This is a genomic window from Lentzea californiensis, from assembly GCF_024648825.1.
Lineage (GTDB): Bacteria > Actinomycetota > Actinomycetes > Mycobacteriales > Pseudonocardiaceae > Lentzea > Lentzea californiensis.
Genome location: NZ_JANBBE010000014.1, coordinates 38409 through 56588, shown reverse-complemented (window position 1 = coordinate 56588; position 18180 = coordinate 38409). Strand labels below are relative to the sequence as shown.

14 protein-coding genes and 1 pseudogene are annotated in these 18180 nt (G+C 69.4%); 14 read left to right on the top strand and 1 reads right to left on the bottom strand.

The genetic code is table 11. The features are described 5' to 3' along the window. Window positions 1-21 precede the first annotated feature (21 nt). The 6 genes and pseudogenes from LX88_RS36325 to LX88_RS36300 all read left to right on the top strand — a co-directional run bounded on the left by LX88_RS36325 (window position 22) and on the right by LX88_RS36300 (window position 7955). Window positions 22-1493: pseudogene (locus LX88_RS36325) on the top strand (acyclic terpene utilization AtuA family protein). Further along, window positions 1490-2602, top strand: coding sequence for an acyl-CoA dehydrogenase family protein (locus LX88_RS36320; protein ID WP_258952299.1), 1113 nt, complete (start codon window positions 1490-1492; stop codon window positions 2600-2602). Before LX88_RS36325 ends, LX88_RS36320 begins: the two are co-directional and overlap by 4 nt. Further along, window positions 2602-4152, top strand: coding sequence for an acyl-CoA carboxylase subunit beta (locus LX88_RS36315; RefSeq protein WP_258952298.1), 1551 nt, complete (start codon window positions 2602-2604; stop codon window positions 4150-4152). The genes LX88_RS36320 and LX88_RS36315 overlap by 1 nt, the downstream gene beginning before the upstream one ends. Window positions 4153-4169: 17 nt before the next feature. Further along, on the top strand, window positions 4170-6002 hold the full coding sequence (locus LX88_RS36310) for an ATP-binding protein (RefSeq protein WP_258952297.1): 1833 nt from the start codon (window positions 4170-4172) through the stop codon (window positions 6000-6002). Then, window positions 5999-7138 carry an acyl-CoA dehydrogenase family protein gene (locus LX88_RS36305; RefSeq protein WP_258952296.1) on the top strand — a complete coding sequence of 380 codons (1140 nt, stop codon included), beginning with the start codon at window positions 5999-6001 and terminating at the stop codon, window positions 7136-7138. The genes LX88_RS36310 and LX88_RS36305 overlap by 4 nt, the downstream gene beginning before the upstream one ends. 13 nt (window positions 7139-7151) lie before the next feature. Beyond that, window positions 7152-7955, top strand: coding sequence for an alpha/beta fold hydrolase (locus LX88_RS36300; protein WP_258952295.1), 804 nt, complete (start codon window positions 7152-7154; stop codon window positions 7953-7955). Here the strand turns inward: LX88_RS36300 and LX88_RS36295 are convergent. Continuing rightward, window positions 7895-8800, bottom strand: a complete 906-nt coding sequence (locus LX88_RS36295; protein ID WP_258952294.1) for a helix-turn-helix domain-containing protein — start codon at window positions 8798-8800, stop codon at window positions 7895-7897. The genes LX88_RS36300 and LX88_RS36295 overlap by 61 nt on opposite strands. Window positions 8801-8980: 180 nt before the next feature. On the opposite strand from LX88_RS36295, the gene LX88_RS36290 reads away from it, so the two are divergent. From LX88_RS36290 to LX88_RS36255, 8 genes are all read left to right on the top strand, one after another. After that, window positions 8981-10141: a S8 family peptidase gene (locus LX88_RS36290; protein WP_258952293.1), complete on the top strand. Its 1161-nt coding sequence runs from the start codon at window positions 8981-8983 to the stop codon at window positions 10139-10141. Between the two features lie 78 nt (window positions 10142-10219). Continuing rightward, complete coding sequence (locus LX88_RS36285; protein WP_308203483.1) at window positions 10220-11293, top strand: S8 family peptidase; 1074 nt, start codon at window positions 10220-10222, stop codon at window positions 11291-11293. A gap of 119 nt (window positions 11294-11412) precedes the next feature. Then, entirely contained in the window at window positions 11413-12582 is a 1170-nt protein-coding gene (locus tag LX88_RS36280) for a S8 family peptidase (RefSeq protein WP_258952292.1), read from the top strand. Window positions 12583-12643: 61 nt separating this feature from the next. Continuing rightward, window positions 12644-13675 carry a HEAT repeat domain-containing protein gene (locus LX88_RS36275; RefSeq protein WP_258952291.1) on the top strand — a complete coding sequence of 344 codons (1032 nt, stop codon included), beginning with the start codon at window positions 12644-12646 and terminating at the stop codon, window positions 13673-13675. Beyond that, a complete protein-coding gene (locus LX88_RS36270) occupies window positions 13672-14028 on the top strand; it encodes a hypothetical protein (RefSeq protein WP_258952290.1) in 357 nt (118 codons plus the stop codon). Before LX88_RS36275 ends, LX88_RS36270 begins: the two co-directional genes overlap by 4 nt. 66 nt (window positions 14029-14094) lie before the next feature. Next, window positions 14095-15894, top strand: coding sequence for an aspartate--tRNA ligase (gene aspS, locus LX88_RS36265; protein ID WP_258952289.1), 1800 nt, complete (start codon window positions 14095-14097; stop codon window positions 15892-15894). A gap of 446 nt (window positions 15895-16340) precedes the next feature. Then, complete coding sequence (locus LX88_RS36260; protein WP_308203482.1) at window positions 16341-17351, top strand: hypothetical protein; 1011 nt, start codon at window positions 16341-16343, stop codon at window positions 17349-17351. A gap of 53 nt (window positions 17352-17404) precedes the next feature. Further along, on the top strand, window positions 17405-18178 hold the full coding sequence (locus LX88_RS36255; protein WP_258952288.1) for an SGNH/GDSL hydrolase family protein: 774 nt from the start codon (window positions 17405-17407) through the stop codon (window positions 18176-18178). Window positions 18179-18180 lie beyond the last annotated feature (2 nt).

Sequence of the window (18180 nt, the reverse complement as noted above, 5' to 3'; positions counted from 1 at the left end):
TACGGCGACCGGCTGTCCGCGATGCGCGAGCAGCTGGAAGGCGGCGAGCTCGACGTCCTGACCGGCGACTACCTCGCCGAGCTGACCATGCTCATCCTCGGGCGCGACCGCATGAAGGACTCGTCGCTGGGCTACGCGAAGACGTTCCTGCGGCAGATGGAGGACTGCCTGGCGCTGGCGCTCGACAAGGGCGTCAAGATCGTGGTCAACGCCGGTGGGCTCAACCCGGAAGGCCTGGCGCGCAAGCTCGGTGCCAAGGTCGGGTACGTCACGGGCGACGACCTCAAGGCGCGGTTCCCCGAGGCGTTGACCGCCAACGCCTACCTCGGCGCGTGGGAGATCGCGGAGTGCCTCGACCAGGGCGCGCAGGTCGTGGTCACCGGGCGCGTCACCGACGCGAGTCTCGTGGTCGGGCCCGCCGCGGCGCACTTCGGCTGGGCGCGCGACGACTGGCACCGGCTGGCCGGAGCCACGGTCGCCGGGCACGTGCTGGAGTGCGGGACGCAGGCCACGGGCGGCAACTACTCGTTCTTCACCGAGATCGACGTGACCCGGCCCGGGTTCCCGATCGCGGAGGTCGACGAGGACGGCTCGTGCCTGATCACCAAGCACGACGGCACGGGTGGCGCGGTCAACGTCGACACCGTGACGGCGCAGCTGCTGTACGAGATCGGGGCGCCCGAGTACCTGGGCCCGGACGTCACCACGCACTTCGACACGATCAGGCTCGACCCGCACGAGCGTGGCGTCAGGATCAGCGGCACCAGGGGAAGTCCGCCTCCCGGCACGCTCAAGGTCTGCCTGAACACGCTGGGCGGCTTCCGGAACTCCACGACGTTCGTCCTCACCGGACTCGACGTTCAGCAGAAGGCCGACCTGGTTCGGCGGCAGCTCCACGACGCCATCGGCGAGGAAGGCCTGACGTGGACGCTGGCGCGGACCGACCAGCGCGACGCGGCCACCGAGGAGCAGGCCAGCGCGTTGCTGCACGTCACCATCAAAACGACGGACCCCAAGCGGGCCAAAGGGTTCAGCCGGGCGGCGATCGAGCTGGCGCTGGCGAGCTATCCCGGTTTCCACGTCACGGCACCACCCGGCGACGGGACACCGTTCGGCGTTTACCAGGCGGCTTACGTGAACCGCGACGAAGTCAGTGCCAAGGCGGTGTTGCTGTGAAGAGGCCGCTGGGAACGATCGCCGGTGCGCGCAGCGGCGACAAGGGCGGGGACGCGAACCTCGGTGTGTGGGTGCGCAGCGACGAGGCCTTCGAGTGGCTGAACGGCTTCCTCACCACCGAGAAGCTCAAGGAGCTGCTGCCGGAGGCGCGCGAGGTCAGCAGGTACGAGCTGCCGAACCTCAAGGCGCTCAACTTCGTGCTGCACGGACTCCTCGGTGACGGGGTGGCGAGCAGCACCCGTTTCGACCCGCAGGCCAAGGCTCTGGGCGAATGGCTGCGCAGCAGGGAAGTAGAGATCCCGGAGGAGCTGCTGTGATCACGAAGGACCTGTACGAGCGGAAAGAACTGCGGCAACTCGTCCGCGACTTCACCCGCAGGGAGATCGCACCGCACCTCGACCAGTGGGAACGCGACGGCGAGGTTCCTCGTGAGCTGCACAAGAAGGCCGCGGAACTCGACCTGCTCGGCATCGGGTTCGAGCACGGCGACCTGCTCGACTCGGTCGCGCTGACCGAGGAGATCATCCAGAACGGCGGCTCGTCGGGCGTGATGGCAGCGCTGTTCACGCTCGGCATCGCGATCCCGCACATCTGGCAGAGCGGGAACGACGACCTGGTCGAGAGGTTCGCGAAGCCCGCCATCCGCGGCGAGAAGATCGGCAGTCTCGCGGTCACCGAACCCGGCGCCGGCTCCGACGTGGCGGCCATCAGGACGAAGGCGGTCAGGGACGGCGACCACTACGTCGTCACCGGCGAGAAGACCTTCATCACCTCCGGCTGCCGGGCCGACTTCGTCACGACCGCGGTGCGCACCGGCGGCGAGGGCTACCAGGGCATCTCGCTGCTGGTGATCGAAGACGGGTTCACGCGGCGCAAGCTCGACAAGATGGGCTGGCACTGCAGCGACACCGCCGAACTGCACTTCGACGGCGTGCGCGTACCGGTGAAGAACCTGGTGGGCGAGGAGAACCAGGGCTTCGGGCAGATCATGCGGCAGTTCCAGGTCGAACGCGTGACGATGGCGGTCGAGGCGTACGCGACGGCCCAACGGGCGCTGGACCTGACCGTCGAGTGGGTGCGCAACCGCGAGACGTTCGGCAAACCGCTGATCAAGAACCAGGTGGTGCGGCACAAGCTCGCACACATGGCGCAGAAGATCGACCTGGCGCGGACGTACACGCGCGAGGTCGCGGCCGGAATCGACCGCGGCGACGACTGCGTCACCGAGGTCTGCTTCGCGAAGAACGCCGCCGTGGACGCCTGTTCCGAGGTGGTCGACGAAGCGGTGCAGCTGCACGGAGGCATGGGCTACATGCGGGAGTCCGAAGTGGAGCGTCACTACCGGGACGCCCGCATCCTCGGCATCGGGGGCGGGGCGAGTGAAGTGATGACCGAGCTCGCGGCACGACGATTGGGGTTCGCCTGATGGGCAACAGGGAGGCGCTGCTCGCGAAGATCGCGGGCCTGGACGCCGAGCACGCCAAAGCGCTCGCCGGGGGTGGGCCCAAGTACGTCGAGCGGCACCACAAGCGCGGCAAGCTCCTCGCCCGCGAACGGGTCGAGCTCCTCGTCGACGAGGACAGCCCGTTCCTGGAGCTGTCCCCGCTCGCCGCGTGGGGCACCGACTTCCCGGTCGGCGCGTCGGTCGTCACCGGCATCGGGCGCATCGAGGGCGTCGAGTGCGTGATCGTCGCGAACGACCCGACCGTGCGCGGCGGTTCGTCGAACCCGTACACGCTGCGCAAGTCGCTGCGGGCCAACGACATCGCGCTGCAGAACCGGCTGCCGCTGGTCAGCCTGGTCGAGTCGGGCGGAGCGGACCTGCCGACGCAGAGCGAGATCTTCATCCCCGGCGGCAGGGCGTTCCGCGACCTGACCCGGTTGAGCGCGGCCGGCATCCCGACGATCACGGCGGTGTTCGGCAACGCGACGGCCGGCGGTGCGTACGTGCCCGGCATGTCCGACTACGTGATCATGATCAAGGACCGCTCCAAGGTGTTCCTGGGCGGGCCGCCGCTGGTCAAGATGGCCACCGGGGAGGACTCCGACGACGAGTCGCTGGGCGGCGCGACCATGCACGGGGCCACGTCCGGGCTCGCGGACTTCGTGGCGGAGGACGAGACCGACGCGATCCGGCTGGCGCGCAGGGTCGTCGCCCGGCTGAACTGGCGCAAGCAGGGTCCTGAGCCGGCACCGGTGGAAGAGCCGCTGTTCGACGCCGAGAGCATCCTCGACATCGTCTCCGAGGACCAGCGCGTGCCGTTCGACCCGCGCGACGTCATCGCACGGCTCGTCGACGGGTCGAACTTCGACGAGTTCAAGCCGTTGTACGGCAACAGCCTCGTCACCGGGTGGGCCCGCATCCACGGCTACCCGGTCGGCATCCTCGCGAACGCGCGCGGTGTGCTGTTCAGCGAGGAGTCGCAGAAGGCCACGCAGTTCATCCAGCTCGCGAACCAGAGCGACACGCCCCTGGTGTTCCTGCAGAACACCACCGGCTACATGGTCGGCGCCCAGTACGAGCAGGGCGGCATCGTCAAGCACGGCTCGATGATGATCAACGCCGTCTCCAACAGCAGGGTCCCGCACCTGACGATCACGATGGGCGCCTCGTACGGCGCCGGCAACTACGGCATGTGCGGCAGGGCGTACGACCCGAGGTTCCTGTTCACCTGGCCCAACGCCAAGTCGGCCGTGATGGGCCCTGCTCAGCTCGCCGGTGTGCTCTCGATCGTCGGACGGCAGGCCGCGATGGCCAAGGGGCAGGAGTACAACGAGGAGCACGACGCCGCCATGCGCAAGATGGTGGAGGCGCAGATCGAGGAGCAGTCGCTCGCGCCGTTCCTGTCCGGGAAGCTCTACGACGACGGCGTGATCGACCCGCGCGACACCAGGACCGTGCTCGCCCTCTGCCTCTCCGCTGTCCACAGCGGACCGATCAAGGGCGCCGACGGCTTCGGCGTCTTCCGGATGTGAGCCCGAAGATGAGCACAGTGATCAAGTCTCTGCTGATCGCCAACCGCGGCGAGATCGCCCGCCGGATCATCCGCACCTGTCAGGACAACGGAATCCGCACGGTCGCGGTGTTCTCCGACCCGGACGCCGACTCGCCGCACGTCCGCGAGGCCGACTTCGCGGTGCGGTTGCCCGGCGCGTCACCGACCGAGACCTACCTGCGTGCCGACCTTCTCGTGGAGGCGGCGACGAAGGCCGGCGCGGACGCCGTCCACCCCGGTTACGGATTCCTCAGCGAGAACGCCGATTTCGCACGGAAGGTGCAGGCCGCGGGCCTGACCTGGGTCGGCCCGGAACCGGACTCGATCGAGGCGATGGGCTCCAAGGTCGCCGCGAAGAAGCGGATGGCCGCCGCGGGTGTGCCGACGCTGCCGGAACTGGACCCGGAGACCGTCACCGAGTTCCCGGTGCTGATCAAGGCGTCGGCCGGTGGTGGTGGCCGTGGCATGCGGATCGTGCGGGAGAAAGCCGAGTTCGCCGGCGCACTGGCGAGCGCACGGCGTGAAGCTGAGTCGGCGTTCGGCGACCCCACGGTGTTCTGCGAGCCGTTGCTGGAGCACGCGCGGCACGTCGAGGTGCAGATCCTCGCCGACGCGCACGGCACGGTCTGGGCGCTCGGCGAACGCGAGTGCTCGATCCAGCGCCGGCACCAGAAGATCGTCGAGGAGTCGCCCAGTCCGGCGGTGAGCGACGGCGTGCGCCAGCGTTTGTTCGCCGCGGCGACGGCGGCGGCGGAGTCGATCGGGTACGTCGGCGCGGGCACCGTCGAGTTCATGCTGAAGGGCGAGGACTTCCACTTCCTGGAGGTCAACACCCGGCTGCAGGTCGAGCACCCCGTCACGGAACTCGTCCACGGCGTCGACCTGGTCGACTGGCAGCTGCGGATCGCCGAAGGTGCCGAGCTCCCGGTGGACGTACCGGAACCGCGGGGCCACGCCATCGAGGTCCGCCTCTACGCCGAGGACCCGGCGAACGACTGGCGGCCGGCGAGCGGCACGCTGCACCGGTTCCACGTGCCCGGCGACGTCCGGCTCGACAGCGGTGTCGAGGACGGCTCCGTGGTCTCCGTGCACTACGACCCGATGCTGGCCAAGGTGATCGCGTACGCGCCGACGCGCCGTGCCGCAGCACGCAAGCTCGCGACGGCGTTGCAGAGCGCTCAGATCCACGGCCTGGTCACGAACCGCGCACTGCTCGTGGACGTCCTCGGCAGCGAGGCTTTCCTCGACGGCGACACGCACACCGGGTTCCTGACCGAGCACGACTTCACCCGGACCGTTGACCCGCAACCGTTTGCGGTCGCGGCGGCGCTGGCGAGCGCGGCCGGCCGGAAGATCGGGCACCTGCCGCTCGGCTGGCGCAACGTGCGATCGCAGCAGCCGAAGGCCAGGTTCCTGTTCGGCGAGGAGCTGGTCGAGGTCGAGTACGACCCGAAGCAGGCGACTCCGGGTGTGGTCACTCTGGACCTGGACGGCGTGCGCGTTCCGTTCCACGTAGCGAAGTACGGCGATCTGGTCGAGGTCGACTCGCCGCGCGGGTCGGTGACGCTGAAGGCCGTGCCGCGGTTCCCCGAACCGGAGACGAAGCTCGCGCCGGGCGCGACCGTCGCCCCGATGCCCGGAACCGTGGTCAGGGTGTCGGTTCAGCAGGGCGACGTGGTCGAGGCCGGCACCGAACTCCTGGTGCTGGAGGCCATGAAGATGGAACACCGCGTGCTCGCGACCAGCGCGGGCACCGTCACCGAACTCCTCGTCTCGCAGGCACAGCAGGTCAATGCCGGAGATGTCCTGGCCGTAGTGGAGGAACTGTGAGCTTCGTCGAGTCCGAAGAGCGGATCGCACTGCGCAAGGCCGTCGCCGAGTTCGGTACGAAGTACGGCCACGACTACTTCATCGCCAAGTCCAGGGCGGGGGAGAAGACCACCGAACTGTGGGAGGAGGCCGGCAAGCTCGGCTACCTCGGCGTGGCCGTGCCCGAGGAGTACGGCGGCGGTGGTGGCGGCATCGGCGACCTCGCGGCGGTGTGCGAGGAGCTGGCGGCGGCCGGATGTCCGTTGCTGCTCATGGTGGTCTCGCCCGCGATCTGCGCCACGGTGATCGCGCGATTCGGCACCGAGGAGCAGAAGTCGAAGTGGCTGCCCGGTTTCGCGGACGGCACGCTGAAGATGGCGTTCGCGATCACCGAGCCGGACGCGGGTTCCAACTCGCACAAGCTGAAGACGCACGTCCGGCGCGATGGTGACGACTGGATCCTCAAGGGCACCAAGACTTACATCTCGGGCGTCGACGAGGTCGACGCCGTGCTCGTGGTCGCGATCCAGGCGACCGGGCCGGTGCTCGTGGTCGTGCCGACCAGTTCCGAGGGCTTCACCCACCACCAGATCGAGATGGACCTCGTGGCGCCGGAGAAGCAGTTCACCCTGTTCTTCGACGACGTCAGGCTGCCGTCCGACGCCGTGGTCGGCTCGCCGGACCAGGGTCTGCTGCAGGTCTTCGCCGGTCTCAACCCCGAACGGATCATGGGCGCGAGCATGGCGACGGGCTCGGCCCGCCTCGCGATGGCCAAGGCCGTCTCGTACGCCCAGCAGCGTCAGGTGTGGGACAGCCCGATCGGCGCGCACCAGGGCCTCTCGCACCCGCTGGCGAAGATCCACATCGAGATCGAGCTGGCCAGGCTGATGACGCAGAAGGCGGCCGCGCTCTACGACTCCGGCCGCGACAAGGAGTCCGGTGAGGCCGCGAACATGGCCAAGTACGCGGCGGGCGAGGCCATCGCGGCCGCGGTCGACCAGGCCATCCAGACCCACGGCGGCAACGGGCTGAGCTCGGAGTTCGGGCTGGCGTCGATGCTCGGCATGTCCCGGCTGTCGCGCATCGCGCCCGTCTCACGGGAGATGGTGCTCAACTTCGTCGCGCAAAACTCGCTGAAGTTGCCGCGCTCGTACTGACACACTGCGGGACATGGGGACTTTCACGACTTCAGACGGCGTCGGCCTCGCCTACCACGGCGAGGCCGGCGACCCGTTGATCTGCGTGCCGGGCGGGCCGATGCAGGCGTCTTCGTACCTGGGCGGTCTGCCGCTGGACGACATGATCAGGCTCGACCTGCGCGGCACCGGCGACTCCGCACCGGCCGCGGCGTACCGCGTCGACCACCAGGTGGACGACGTCGAGGCGTTGCGGCAGCACCTCGGTCTCGACAAGATCAGGCTGCTCGGCCACTGCGCGGGCGCGTCGTTGGCGATCCTCTACGCGACGCGATTTCCGCAGCGCGTCGAGCAACTACTGCTGATCACTCCCACGGCCCGGGTCGTCGGTATTGACGTCACCGACGACGACCGCAGGGAGATCGCCGAGCAGCGCCGGGCCGAACCGTGGTTTGAGCAGGCGTTCGCGGCTTTCCAGCAGATCTGGGCCGGTGACTTCACCCCGGAGGCGTTCAAGGGCATCACGCCGTTCATGCACGGCCGGTGGGACGCGCAGGCGCGGGCGCTCGACGACCACCCGCGCAACGACGAGGCCGCCAGGGAGTACTACGCCGACGGCGCGTTCGATCCGCGGGAGGTTCGCGAGAAGCTCGCGAACCTCGACGTGCCAACGCTTCTGCTGACCGGTGAGTACGACGTGGCGCTACCGCCGAACCGCGCGCGGGAGTACGCCGACCTGTTCCCGCGCGCGACGCTGGTCGTGCAGCCCGGTGCCGGTCACTTCCCCTGGGTGGACGACCCCGAGGCGTTCGCGGCGACCGTCCAGCGCATTCCGTAGAGGCCGGGACCGAAGTCGAGCGCGGCGGCGTGCGCGTACCCGCCTTCGTCCACGGGCGCGGGACGGGCGCCGGCGAACATTTCCGTTCCGGCCGGGCCGGACGAGAATTGCTCGCAGGAGGCGGGCGGGGACTCGGCCGCGAATTTGATCTCCAGCACGTAGTCGTGCACGCGCTCTCCGAACCGCCGGAAATGCGTGTGCTCGACAGTCGGATGTGGATAGATCAATTCGTACTCGATGGCGATCGAGTCGCCGGTGGAGATCGGTTCGTCGAACAACATCTCCGCGACGAGCACGCCGTTCGTGCGTTCCCTGGCGATCCGGCCGACCCGGCAGGAACGGACGGCCGTGACCGCGGGCTGCGCGGAACCCGTTTCCTGGCACAGGATCCAGCGGTCCACATCGGCGGTGCTCGCCTGCATGACCTGCCGTGACCGGATGCCGAGCACCCCGCCGCACGGCGCGACGTCGACCCGGTCGTGCTGGGCGGTCAGCACCAGCCCGGAACCGTCCCACGCGGCCCGTGCCGCCTGCTCCCGCCTGCGGGAACGGCCACGCGGCCGCGGCGGCCCCAGCAGGCGGCTCAGTGCGGCCGCCGGCAGCCCGAGGACGTCCTCCAGGTGCGCCAGCGCCATCAGCGACTCGGGCCTCTCGGGTCTGCGCCGGCCCGACTGCCAGTAGCTCAGCGCCGTCACGCTGATCGGCGCGCCCCGCACCTTCAGACGGTGCTGCAGTCGTTCCAGACTGAGTCCCCGCACCTGGATCGCGACCCGCAACGCGTCCGCGAACGGACCCGTCACGAGAAGGTCGGCGAGCTCCTCGCGCGGTGGGTAAATCGTGAGCATCCACTCCTCCGTTTCACGGAGTCAAGCTCGGAAGGCTATCGGCAGCAAAGGGAACGCGGTACAGCCGATCGGCGGTTTTGTCCCGGTTCGAAACTCGGCAGGTTCAGATCTCGGGACTATTACGCCGCCAATAGCCCCGGTCAGCTTCCTGAGCATCCCTGCGACGAACAGGACAGCACAATGCGCAAGACTGCAACTCTGCTGGGTTCGGCGGTCATGATCGCCGCGTTCGCGGCACCGGCCACCGCCGCCGTGGGCGAGATCCGCGTCTCGCCCGGTGAGAACATCGCCGGCAGCTTCATCGTGAAGCTGAAGGACAACGGGGTCACCGCGAGCGCGCAGACCCTCGGTTCCCGGTTCGGTGGCCGGGTCGGTCACGTCTACGACACCGTCTTCCAGGGCTTCTCGGTCAGGATGAGCGACGCGCAGGCGCGCAGACTGGCCGCTGACCCCTCGGTCGACTACGTCGAACGCGACCAGGTCGTCAGCATCCAGGCCACGCAGACGAACCCGCCGTCGTGGGGGCTCGACCGCATCGACCAGCGCAACCTGCCGCTCGACCAGCGCTACACCTACAACAGCACCGGTTCCGGTGTGAACGCCTACATCATCGACACCGGTGTCCGCGTCACGCACCGCGACTTCGGCGGCCGTGCGAAGAACGGCTACGACTTCGTGGACAACGATGCCGTCGCGCAGGACGGCAACGGTCACGGCACGCACGTCGCCGGCACCGTCGCGGGCACGCTGCACGGTGTCGCCAAGCAGGCGAACATCATCGGCGTCCGCGTGCTGAACAACTCCGGTTCCGGCACCATCGCCGGTGTCGTCGCCGGCGTGAACTGGGTGGCGTCGAACCACGTCAAGCCCGCTGTCGCCAACATGTCGCTCGGCGGCGGCGCCAACACCTCGCTCGACAACGCCGTGTCCGGCGCGATCACGCGCGGCGTGACGTTCGCCGTCGCGGCGGGCAACGCCAACACGAACGCGGCGAACACCTCGCCCGCCCGTGTGGCGGCGGCGCTGACCGTCGGCTCCACCGACCGCACCGACGCCCGCTCCTCCTTCTCCAACTACGGCCCCGTGGTGGACGTCTTCGCGCCCGGTGGTGGCATCACGTCCACGTGGAACACCAGTGACACGGCCACGAACACCATCTCCGGCACCTCGATGGCGGCACCGCACGTCGCCGGCGTGGTGGCCCGGTACCTGCAGGGCAACTTCACCGTGACGCCCGCCCAGGTGGCGACCGCGATCACGACCAACGCCACCAACGGCAAGGTGACCAACCCCGGAGCGAACACGACCACGAGGCTCTTGTACTGGGCCCCGACCAGCTGAACACGGCACTGAGATGTGCGGCCCCGGCTCTTTCACGAGCCGGGGCCGTTTTCCCTGCGATCGAAAGGAAGTCTGCCTGTGAGAGCCCTGCTGGCAGTCGCCGCACTCGCGGCAACGGTCGTGGTCGCCCCGGCGTCCGCGGCCACGTCGTCGTACATCGTCGTGCTGGAGGACGGCGCCGTCTCGTCGTTCAGCGGTGCCGTCGAGCACACGTACTCGAGCGTCCTGAACGGTTTCAGCGCCCGGCTGACCTCGGCACAGGTCAGGAAGCTGAAGGCCGACCCGGCCGTGTCCTCTGTGGAGCGTGACGGGATCGTGCACGCCAACAGCGTCCAGCTCAACCCGCCGTGGGGCCTGGACCGCATCGACCAGCGCGCGTTGCCGCTCGACCAGCGCTACGAGTACACGACCACCGGACGTGGCGTGAACATCTACGTGATCGACACCGGCCTCCGCGTGACGCACGCGGACTTCGGCGGCCGGGCGCGCAACGGCTGGGACACCGTCGACAACGACGCGATCGCCCAGGACGACAACGGTCACGGCACGCACGTCGCCGGCATCGCGGCGGGCACGAAGCACGGCGTCGCCAAGCAGGCCACGGTGTGGGGTGTGCGGGTGCTGAACGGGTCGGGTTCCGGCACGATCTCCGGTGTCATCGCGGGTGTCGACTGGGTGACGCGCAACGCGGTGAAGCCCGCGGTGGCGAACATGTCGTTGGGAGGCGGTGCTTCCGCGGCTCTGGACACGGCCGTGAAGAAGTCCATCGACTCCGGCATCTCGTACGCGGTCGCGGCGGGCGGCAGCAACACCGACCCGGCGAACTCGTCGCCGCAACGGGTTGCGGCGGCGATCTGCGTGGGTGCGTTGACGCAGACCGACACCAAGTCCTCCTCGTCGAACTACGGCCCCCTGGTGGACATCTGGGCACCGGGCGTCAGCATCCCCTCCGCCTGGAACACCTCCGACACGGCGACCAACACGTTGAGCGGATCGTCCATGGCCGCGCCGCACGCGGCCGGTGTCGCGGCCCGGTTCCTGGAACGCGACCGCACCGCCACGCCCGCGCAGGTCGAGCGCGCGCTGGTTACCACGGGCACCCCGGGCACGCCACCCGTCACTCGTATCCTCTACTGGCCGCCGTCCCTGTGAAAGGTGAATTGTCCGGCAATGCAAGCGCGTCTTAAACGGTAAGACACCCTTGGCAGGAACCGGATCTCTCCATAACGTCGAAAGCGCTTCGTTCCCCTGCAAAGAACGGAAAGCGAATCATGACGCGAAAGATCCGGTTCCTGGCCGGTGCCGGCGCGGCGACTCTCGCCATGTCGGTCCTGATGGTTCCCAACGCCTCCGCCGCCGAGGGCGAGGTGTTGTCCCTCAACGCTCCGGAGAAGATCGCCGGCAGCTTCATCGTGAAGCTGAAGGAGGGCAAGGCGAACGGGCACGCCCTCGCTTCCCGTTTCGGCGGCACCGTCGAGCGCGAGTACAAGACCTTCGGCGGCTTCAACGTGAAGCTGACCGAGAAGCAGGCCAAGCGCCTGGCCGCCGACCCGTCGGTGGAGTTCGTGGAGGCCGACCAGGTCGTCCACACGCAGGCGACGCAGACGAACCCGCCGTCGTGGGGTCTCGACCGCATCGACCAGCGCAACCTGCCGCTCAACAGCTCCTACAGCTACACCTCGACCGGATCGGGCGTCACCGCGTACGTCATCGACACCGGCGTCCGCATCAGCCACTCGACGTTCGGTGGCCGCGCCGCCAACGGCCGTGACTTCGTCGACAACGACAACGTCGCCCAGGACGGCAACGGCCACGGCACGCACGTCGCCGGCACCATCGCGGGCTCGCAGTACGGCGTCGCGAAGGCCGCGAAGATCGTCGCCGTCCGCGTGCTCGACAACGCGGGCTCCGGCACCCTCGCGGGCGTCGCGGCCGGCATCGACTGGGTGGGCGCCAACGCCGTCAAGCCGGCCGTCGCCAACCTGTCGCTGGGCGGCGGCGCCAACGCCACGCTCGACACGGCCGTCCGCAACGCCGTCGCCAAGGGCGTCACGTTCGCCGTGGCCGCGGGCAACTCCAACGCCAACGCGTCCGGCTTCTCGCCGGCCCGCGTGACCGAGGCGATCACGGTCGGCGCCACCGAGCGCACCGACGCCCGCGCGTCCTACTCGAACTTCGGTTCGGTGCTGGACATCTTCGCTCCGGGCTCGGCCATCACGTCGGCGTGGAACACGTCCGACAGCGCCACCAACTCCATCTCCGGTACGTCGATGGCCACCCCGCACGTCGCGGGTGCCGTCGCTCGCTACCTCTCGACGAACCGCGCGGCGACGCCGGCCCAGGTCGCCTCGTACCTGATCGCGCAGTCGACGCCGTCGAAGGTGACGAACCCGGGCACCGGTTCGCCGAACCGCCTGCTCTACCTCGCGCCGACCGCGTGAGCTAGCTCCCGATGAGAAGGCCGCGACCTGCTGGTCGCGGCCTTTTCCTATTGTTGGGTCCATGGTGGAGGGTCTGAAGGGCATCGACTGGTACCGGTTGCGCAGTCACGACGGGTACGCCGACGACCTTCCCAGGTTGCTGAGGCAGGCCAGGACGTCCGTCGAGCCGCACGAGGAGCTGGTGCGGCACCTGACCGGGGAGGAGTCCGAGGTCAGCGAGGCGACGGTGGCGGCGTGGCCGTTCCTGCTGGAGCTGGTCGCGCACGACAACACCCCCAGCCGTGAGTGGCTGCTGGAGAACGTCTGCGGGGCGATCGCGGTCGCCGGGGGCAGCGGCTCCGACGGGGTGCACCCGAGCTGGCCGGCCGCCTGGGAGGCCTCGAAGCCGACGTTGCTGGCTCTGCTCGACCACGGCTCCGCGGGCGTGCGCCGGGGCGTGTTGTTCATGCTGGGGAAGGGGCACGGGGACAGCGCGCTCGTGCTGCCCGCCCTGTCCCGGCGGTGGGAGGACGAGCTCGATCCGGCCACGCGGTTGTGCCTGGTGATCGTCGCCACGGAGTTCGCCGGGCGCGGTGACGAGGCGGCGGTGGAGTGGTTGCGGGAGCTGACGGTCTCCGGCGACGAACCGCTGGTGCGGCTGCTCGTGTCGGCGGCGACCAGGCCGGACGCCGACGTCATCCTGCGCGGGCTGACCGGGGACCTGGAGCTGTTCCTCGCGACCGGGTCGTTCGAGATGGGCTACGACGAGGTGCTGGAGCACGTGCTCTGGCTGGTGGGGCCCAAGGACTTCGACGGCATCGACCTCGTGCTGGCGTTGGTGGACGTGCTGCCGTGGCGGACCGAAGCGCTCGACTACCTGCGCCGGCTGTTCGAGCGCGACATCACCGACGTGGGGCTGGTCGTGCCGTTCGTGCCGGTGTGGATCGCCGATCCGGACGTGCGGCTGCGGGCGTTCGCGGTGTGGCTGGCCGGCGTCGCGGGGGCTCGGGAGTACCGGGACCTCGTCGCCGGGAGGGTGCACGACCACGGGGTGACGTCGCTGGGGCAGAAGGTCTCGACGCTGGCCTCGTCGGTGCTGCTGGAGCTGCGATGAGCCTGGAAGGTCTGGACGACGTCGCGTGGCACAGCATCGACCACGCCTGCGGTCCCGCGCTGGACACGCCTGGGCACCTCAGGGCATTGCTGTCCGATGACCCCGAGGTGGTCGCTCAGGCTGTCACGGACCTGGACCGGACCGTGTACGAGGAAGGCGGGTTCGTGTGTCCCGCGGCCACGGCGGTGTTGCCGTTCCTGGTCGAGGTCATGCCCTTGCTCGCACCGGAGCACCGGGCACGGCTGCTGGACATGATCGAACGGATCGCGGACGACGGTGAGAACGCCGAGCAGGTCGACCCCGGCTGGCACGCCGCGTGGGCGAAGGCGGGACCCGCGATCCGCCCTGCCTGAAAATCTGTCGGTGGCTCCGGCTAGCCTTGACGGCAAAGCTGACTTCGTCTACAAGGAGCCACCACCGTGTTGCGCACGCACGAGGCCGGGTCACTCCGGGCCGAGCACGCCGGGCAGTCCGTCACCCTCACCGGGTGGGTCGCTCGCCGGCGGGATCACGGCGGTGTCATCTTCATCGACCTCCGCGACGCCAGTGGTGTCGCCCAGATCGTGTTCCGCGAGGGCGAGATGGCGGAGCGCGCGCACCGGCTGCGCAGCGAGTACGTCGTCAAGGTCACCGGTGAGGTGAGCAAGCGTCCCGAGGGCAGCGACAACCCCGACCTGGCCACCGGCGCCATCGAGGTCTACGTGAGCGACCTCGAGGTCCTCAACGAGGCCGCGCCGCTGCCGTTCCAGGTCGAGAGCGACGTGGAGCCCGGCGAGGAGGCCCGCCTCAAGCACCGCTACCTCGACCTGCGCCGCTCCGGCCCCGCACAGGCGATCCGGCTGCGCAGCGAGGTCAGCCGCATCGCCCGCGAGGTGCTGCACGGCGAGAAGTTCGTCGAGGTCGAGACGCCGACGCTGACCCGCTCCACCCCCGAGGGCGCGCGCGACTTCCTGGTGCCGGCGCGGCTGCGTCCGGGCAGTTGGTACGCGCTGCCGCAGTCGCCGCAGCTGTTCAAGCAGCTGCTCATGGTCGGTGGCCTGGAGCGCTACTACCAGATCGCGCGCTGCTACCGCGACGAGGACTTCCGCGCCGACCGCCAGCCGGAGTTCACCCAGCTCGACATCGAGATGAGCTTCGTCGAGCAGGACGACGTCATCGGCCTGACCGAGAAGCTGCTCGCCGCGATCTGGAAGGAGACCAAGGGCGTCGACATCCCGCTGCCGTTCCGCCGGATCTCCTACGCCGACGCGATGGCGAAGTACGGCTCGGACAAGCCGGACCTGCGCTTCGAGCTCGAGCTCACCGACCTGACCGAGTACTTCAAGGACACGACGTTCCGCGTGTTCCAGGCGCCGTACGTCGGTGCCGTCGTCATGCCGGGTGGCGCCTCGCAGCCGCGCCGCACGCTCGACGCGTGGCAGGAGTTCGCCAAGCAGCGCGGTCACAAGGGTCTCGCGTACGTGCTGGTCCAGGAGGACGGCACGCTGGGCGGCCCGGTCGCGAAGAACCTCACCGACACCGAGCGCGAGGGTCTCGCGAAGGCCGTCGGCGCCAACGCGGGCGACTGCATCTTCTTCGGCGCGGGCGACCCGCGTGACGCGCGTGCCCTGCTGGGTGCGGCCCGTGTCGAGATCGCGCACCGCGTCGGCCTGATCGACGAGAACGCCTGGGCGTTCGGCTGGGTCGTCGACTTCCCGATGTTCGAGTCGGTCGACAAGCTCGAGGCCGGTGACGTCGCCGTCGGCGGCAGCAACTGGACTGCGCTGCACCACGCGTTCACCTCGCCGACCCCGGAGTGGATCGACACCTTCGAGGAGTCTCCCGGCGAGGCGCTGGCCTACGCCTACGACGTGATCCTCAACGGCAACGAGCTCGGCGGCGGGTCGATCCGTATCCACCGCGCGGACGTGCAGCAGCGCGCGTTCAACGTCATGGGCATCGGTGCCGAGGAGGCGCAGGAGAAGTTCGGCTTCCTGCTCGACGCGTTCAAGTTCGGCGCCCCGCCCCACGGCGGCATCGCCCTGGGCTGGGACCGCCTGTGCATGCTGCTCGCGGGTGCCGACTCGATCCGCGAGGTCATCGCGTTCCCGAAGTCGGGCGGCGGCTACGACCCGCTGACGGCCGCTCCGGCGCCCATCACGGCGCTGCAGCGCAAGGAGGCCGGTGTGGACGCGAAGCCCCAGGACAAGGCGGCCGAGAAGGCCGAGCCGAAGGCCTGACGATCTTTCGCGGCGCGGAGGCAACCTGACGGATGCCTCCGCGCGTCCCAGAACATGAGACCGGTTCGCCCGATCGAGGACCTACTTGATCGGTATTGAGGAGCGCGTGCCGATCGATCGGCTTGATCGGTACGTAGTGGGCAACGGAAGGTGTTTCCACACGTCCACACCTCGGAGGGGTGTTCGGGAACGGTGCGAGCCGTTACCAACGAGTGGTGGTGGTCGCAGCCCGGCCCGATTAGCGTCGGTCCGGCTCACGGACATGGGGAGTAGGGTCGGAGGGGATGAGCGTGGAGATCACCGCGGGCCCTCCTGACACGACTTCACCTGAGATCGCGGACGCTGTCGTGGCGGCTGAGCGGGTACTGACCAAGCGACTGGGCGCACAGGTGCGCCTCGCTGACCCCGAGGCTCTCGGGGGTACCGGTCGTTCCGTCGTCATTCGCGTGAGAGTCGCTGCCTCGCCGTTCTCCATGCCGCGCACGCTGGTCGTGAAGCGCTATCCCGCCGGCTCCGGCGACCGGGACCCGTGGGCGCACGAGGCCGTGAGCCACCAGCTGCTGACGGCGCTGCCGGCCGAAGAGCGCGCCACACCCGAACTGTTCGCGCACGACGCGGCGGCGCGTCTCGTCGTGCTGGAAGACCTGGGCCGTGCGCCGAGGCTGTCCGAGAAGCTGCACGCCAAGGACGCGCGGGCGGCCGAACGCGGCCTGCTCTCGTGGGCACACGCCATGGGCCGCCTGCACGCCACGACGGCGGGCCGTGACGCCGACTTCGACGCGTTGATGCGCCGGGCCGGGGCGCAGTGCTGCCAAGACCCGATCGCGGTCGACGTGCACGCGGCGATCGCGGGCTTACCGGGGCTCCTGGAGTCCACTGTGGGCGTCGGCACGTCCACGCAGGCCATCGAGTACGCCAACGGCGCCGCACGGGCGTTCAGCACCTCGCGGCGGCGTGCGTTCAGCCCGTCGACGTCGTGCCCGGACAACCACCTGGTCACCTCGCGCGGGGTCCGGTTCGTCGACTTCGAGGGCGGCTGCGTCCGCGACATCGTGTTCGACGCCGCCGCGTTGCGCGTGCCGTTCCCGTCCTGCTGGTGCGCGTGGGGCCTGCCGCCGGGGATGTCCGAGGCCATGGTCGCCGCCTGGCGCGCGGAGGTCGGGTCGGTGTGGCCCGAGATGGACGACGACGCGGTGTTCTTACCGCGGCTGCTGGAGGCCCAGCTGCTGTGGGTGTGGCTCGCGACGTGGCGGGCGCTGTCCAAGCCCATGCCCGTCGACGTCAACGCTCCGCCGCGCAGCGTCGTGCTGACGGGCCGGTGGATCCGGTTGCGGTCCGACGCGTTGCTGCTGGGCGAGAAGACCGTCGCGTCGCACGCCGACGCGGTGATCGGCGCACTGGCCGACCGCTACGGCCCTGAGGTGCTCGAACTCCCGCTTTACCCTGCATTTCGCTGAACCGTTCCCGCACGGTCATTCACGGATCACCGCGTCACCTGATGCTGTTTCGCGTGCTGGTGTTACTCGGTGACTCGACAGCGGTCGGGATCGGCGACCTCGTTCCCGGCGGATGGCGCGGCTTCGGCCCGATCCTCTCCTCCGCCTACTCGGACAACGGCTATCGCAACTACGCCGTCTCCGGCGCGCGGCTGGCGGACGTCAGGCGCGGCCAGCTGCCGCAGGCGTTGCGGGACAGGCCCAGTGCCGCCGTGGTCATCGCCGGTGTCAACGACACGCTGAGGTCGGACTTCTCCGTGCGGCGCATGCACGAGGACCTCGACCACGTCTGCCGCGAGCTGAGCGCGGCCGGGGTCTCCGTCGTCACCGTGCGGTTCCACGACCAGGGCCGCGTGTTCAAGCTGCCCGGCAAGCTCCGGCGGGTCCTGAAGGACCGCATCGACGAGTACAACCGCGTTGTCGACGTGGTGGTGGCGCGGCACGGCGTGCGGTGCGTCGACCTGCACACGATGCCCGGCGCCTACGAGCTGGAGACGTGGGCGGTCGACCGGCTGCACCCGTCGGAGCTCGGTCACCGGATGCTGGCGCGGGCGTTCGCGGATGAGCTGCGCGTGCTGGGGCACCAGTTCGGCGAGGTCAGCCTGGAGTGTTCCGGCGGCCGCGAGCTGACGGTGTGGCACCACGTGGCGTGGCTGGCGCTCAAGGGGGTTCCGTGGTTGTTCCGGCGGGGCGCCGACCTGGTCCCGTTGCTGTGGAACGACGAGTCGCCCGCCGAGGCGTGGCCGGTGCCGGGGGAGGTGTTTCCCGCCGACACCGGCCGCCTCTGACG